General features: G+C 39.7%; 4 protein-coding genes. 2 read left to right on the plus strand and 2 right to left on the minus strand.

Annotated features, from left to right (window positions below; translation table 11 throughout):
• Positions 1–196: 196 nt before the first annotated feature.
• Entirely contained in the window at positions 197–655 is a 459-nt protein-coding gene (locus ACUVXA_RS18685) for a Gfo/Idh/MocA family protein (protein WP_445872802.1), read from the minus strand.
• Positions 656–918: 263 nt separating this feature from the next.
• On the opposite strand from ACUVXA_RS18685, the gene ACUVXA_RS18690 reads away from it, so the two are divergent.
• The gene (locus ACUVXA_RS18690) at positions 919–1,698 is read left to right on the plus strand and encodes a radical SAM protein (protein WP_445872803.1); all 780 of its coding nucleotides are present in this window, start codon (positions 919–921) and stop codon (positions 1,696–1,698) included.
• Between the two features lie 18 nt (positions 1,699–1,716).
• Here ACUVXA_RS18690 and ACUVXA_RS18695 read toward each other — a convergent pair whose 3' ends face one another.
• On the minus strand, positions 1,717–2,388 hold the full coding sequence (locus ACUVXA_RS18695) for a methyltransferase family protein (RefSeq protein WP_445872804.1): 672 nt from the start codon (positions 2,386–2,388) through the stop codon (positions 1,717–1,719).
• 578 nt (positions 2,389–2,966) lie between these two features.
• Here ACUVXA_RS18695 and ACUVXA_RS18700 point away from each other — a divergent pair.
• Positions 2,967–3,179 (plus strand): CBS domain-containing protein, encoded by a 213-nt coding sequence (locus ACUVXA_RS18700; RefSeq protein WP_445872805.1) that lies wholly within the window; start codon positions 2,967–2,969, stop codon positions 3,177–3,179.
• The last annotated feature ends 51 nt before the right edge of the window (positions 3,180–3,230 follow it).

Consider the following 3,230-nt stretch of genomic DNA (forward strand, 5'->3'; position numbering starts at 1 on the left):
AGGCAGCGTTTAAGCCGTGGTCCGCCTTTGGAAGGAAACCTTTTCTTTGCCCAGCAGTGGTTCCTTTTAGCGGATTTTTGTTCTCCACGCTGATTGCCGACTTGGTTCTCGTGGGCATATGGTTGTAGCCTTGTATTGGACATCTCTGCGGATGTTTAGGTTCACGATTAAAGTCCAAGAATGGTATTATTTATCATTAAATCTTTCTACTGTTGTGAACCCTACCAATCATTCCCCTCGAAACGTAATCATGAATTAGCACATGTGCTGGTAGAAAGCGGTGGTTCTCAGCAATCATAAACTTCACTCCATTCTTCTTTGCGGCACCTATCATTGCATCACATTCTTCAAGAGTGGGAGCCATAGGTTTTTCACACAGCACATGTTTTCCAGCCTCACAGGCAGCAATAGTGACCTCAGAGTGAAGATAATGAGGCAAAGCAACAATTACAGCATCCGCATCATTTCTAGCGAGCAGACTTTGGTAGGATTCACAGGGTTCCATGCCATGAGTCTTAGCTAATATTTTGGCTCTTTTTTCATTAGCATCGTAAGCCGCTACCAATTTGACTTTATCGCTGATCTCTCTACACGCAACAGCGTGGTGCGCCGCTGCTGCTCCACAACCCACAATTCCAAACCTAACCTGCTTCAAAAAAGCGGCCTCCCTTAAATCTATTCTAAGAAATGAATTAATGGTAGTTTAGGTAAAAAATCTAAATCTATAAATCTTTCCATTTTAAAAAAAGAATAATAAGAAATAAACAGCGCCTAGTGGATCTAAAAATTATCGGTGCGTGTAAAAATTTTTCAAAATTTATGCTAATTTAAGGAAATAATTACTGTTATTTAGTTTTATTAATAAGGTTTCAAGTTCATTACCTACATATATAGGAAGTTAAAAGTTGAGGACAGTTAATGGGTGCAGATTCTGTTTATCCTAGATACGTAACAAAAGATTTCGTCCCATTCGATCCCATTGGACTTGCCAAGAAAACAGAACAAATCGTTGTGAAGGACAACAAAAGAAAGTACACCGATTTCTACGTGGTGAGGGTTTACCGTGGAATTTCAACTGGTTACACGGTGGGCTGCAATTTTCGGTGCTTTTACTGCTGGAGCGACGAGTCGCGGGATTTTCCTGAAAGCTATGGAAAATTCTATTCTCCCGAGGAGGCTTTTGAGAGTCTAGCCGGAGCGGCACGGAGGAAGGGAGTGAGTAAAATTAGGATTTCGGGCGCAGAACCCACACTGGGCAAGCGACACTTGGTTGAGCTTTTAGGGCTGGTGGAGGATTCCGAGTTTTCACTTTTCATTCTGGAAACCAATGGAACGATTCTGGGAGTGGATGAGGATTATGTGGAGCAGATTAGTAAGTTTAAGAAGGTTTACTTGAGGGTTTCTCTGAAGGCAGGCAACGCGGAGGGCTTCTCATGGAGAACAGGCGCGATGGCTGATAGTTTCGAATTTCCTTTTAGGGCAATTCAAAACCTTTGGGATCACAGGGTTAGTTTTCACTGCGCAGCCATGACCGACCCTCGAATTATGCCTTCCAAAGAGAGACAGCAGTTATTGGAGAAGCTGGCGGGAATCAGCAGGGATTTAGCTAGAAACTTAGAAGAGGAGGTTATTGATCCTTACCCCAACACTTTATCCAGATTAAAAAAGGCGGGAGTCAATATAAGATTCAGAATTTAGAAGTTTTTATTCCACCTTTTAATGTCTTAGAAGACGTATCACTCCAACCAGAAAATTCATCGCCGGCACAGACTGCATATAGCTTTCATAGGCTTTACCAAACTTTTCAACATTGCTCCTATCCTCTAGTCTTGTGAACCAGTAGCATATTACCATGCACGCAATCCCAATTAGCGCGAGCAACCAATACAGGCCAAGACAAATCGGTACCAAGCACAATACTGCTACACCCGTATATTGCGGATGCCGAACAACAGAGTAGATTCCGCTTTCCACGAGAACCGTAGTATCATAATAGCCTTTTCCCTTTGGCACTCCACCCTTTCTGTGAAAAACAGAGATAGGCAGTAGCATGAAGACAACAGCTACTACCCATAAAATATATCCAATATAATATAACAGTTCAAGGACCACAACATTGTATATCCATATTGTCCAAGCAGTGTATTTTATTATTTCTATTCTTGCGGGGTTGAGTAACCAGTTTGTCCATGCGATATTACGTATTAGTTCGAAAGATATGGAATAACCCCAGCTCATCCAACTAAATAAATGTATTTGTTGGATATAAGTAATATAATACGGGTTATATATCCAAGCTAATATGAAGGCCACTATTAATAGAATACTCACGAATGTTGTTAACAAGTTAATTATCAACAGTTGATGCGAACCCGATTCTTCACCCATTCTCAAAATACCTCTGCGAATCTAAAATGATAGGCTTTTCTTTATACTCGTATAAATTTTTATCGTTGTTGAATTTTTATTCAAAAAGTACTCCTCAGAACATGAATAAAATCTGTTTTATTGAAAAAGAATTATTAAAGATTGGTTTAATCTGATGGCATACATATTTTCAAATTGTGGCTTTATATTTACGTTAAATCGAGTAGAAAACGAACATAATAGCGACTTGTTTCTCTGAAATAAATTAAAAATAAGTCAGATTTAAAAGAGATAGGAGTTACGCAGTTGAGGGCTGTTTGTAGGTTAACTGGGCATGTGGTGGCGTCGAACTCTCCTCTTTTGCCTTGGATTGGTGAAAACCAGAATTTTTAATACACACCTCTCAAAGAAAGAGCTAAAAAAGGCTGAAATATAAAAAGAAGGCAAACTCGGGCAATCCCATCACCAACCACACACAAATACCCACCCAACTGCGTAAGTCCTAAGAGAATAAAAAGTGAATATTCTATAAATATATTTCAAATTAACAAATTCCTCACTAATGTGTTGAATCATAGATATGTATGGGGAGAAAATTTATGATTTCTCTTAGAGTTAAAGACGCTTACAATCCCAAGATGTATTCCCTAATAGTTGAAAAAGGTACTCCAGTGGAGGAGGTAATTAAAAGCTTTGCTGAGAAACCAGTACTCCGCGGAATATTCGTTGTTGATGAAAAGAAACAGCTTATTGGGGTGATTACCCGCCACGATCTTATAACTTGGGCCGAATTTATGACGGGGGTACCTTGAGAAGGCGCCTTAAGTATGTGGGTTGTTGGGATAGTTCGAAAAGAATAATTG

This window comes from Candidatus Jordarchaeum sp., assembly GCF_052745115.1.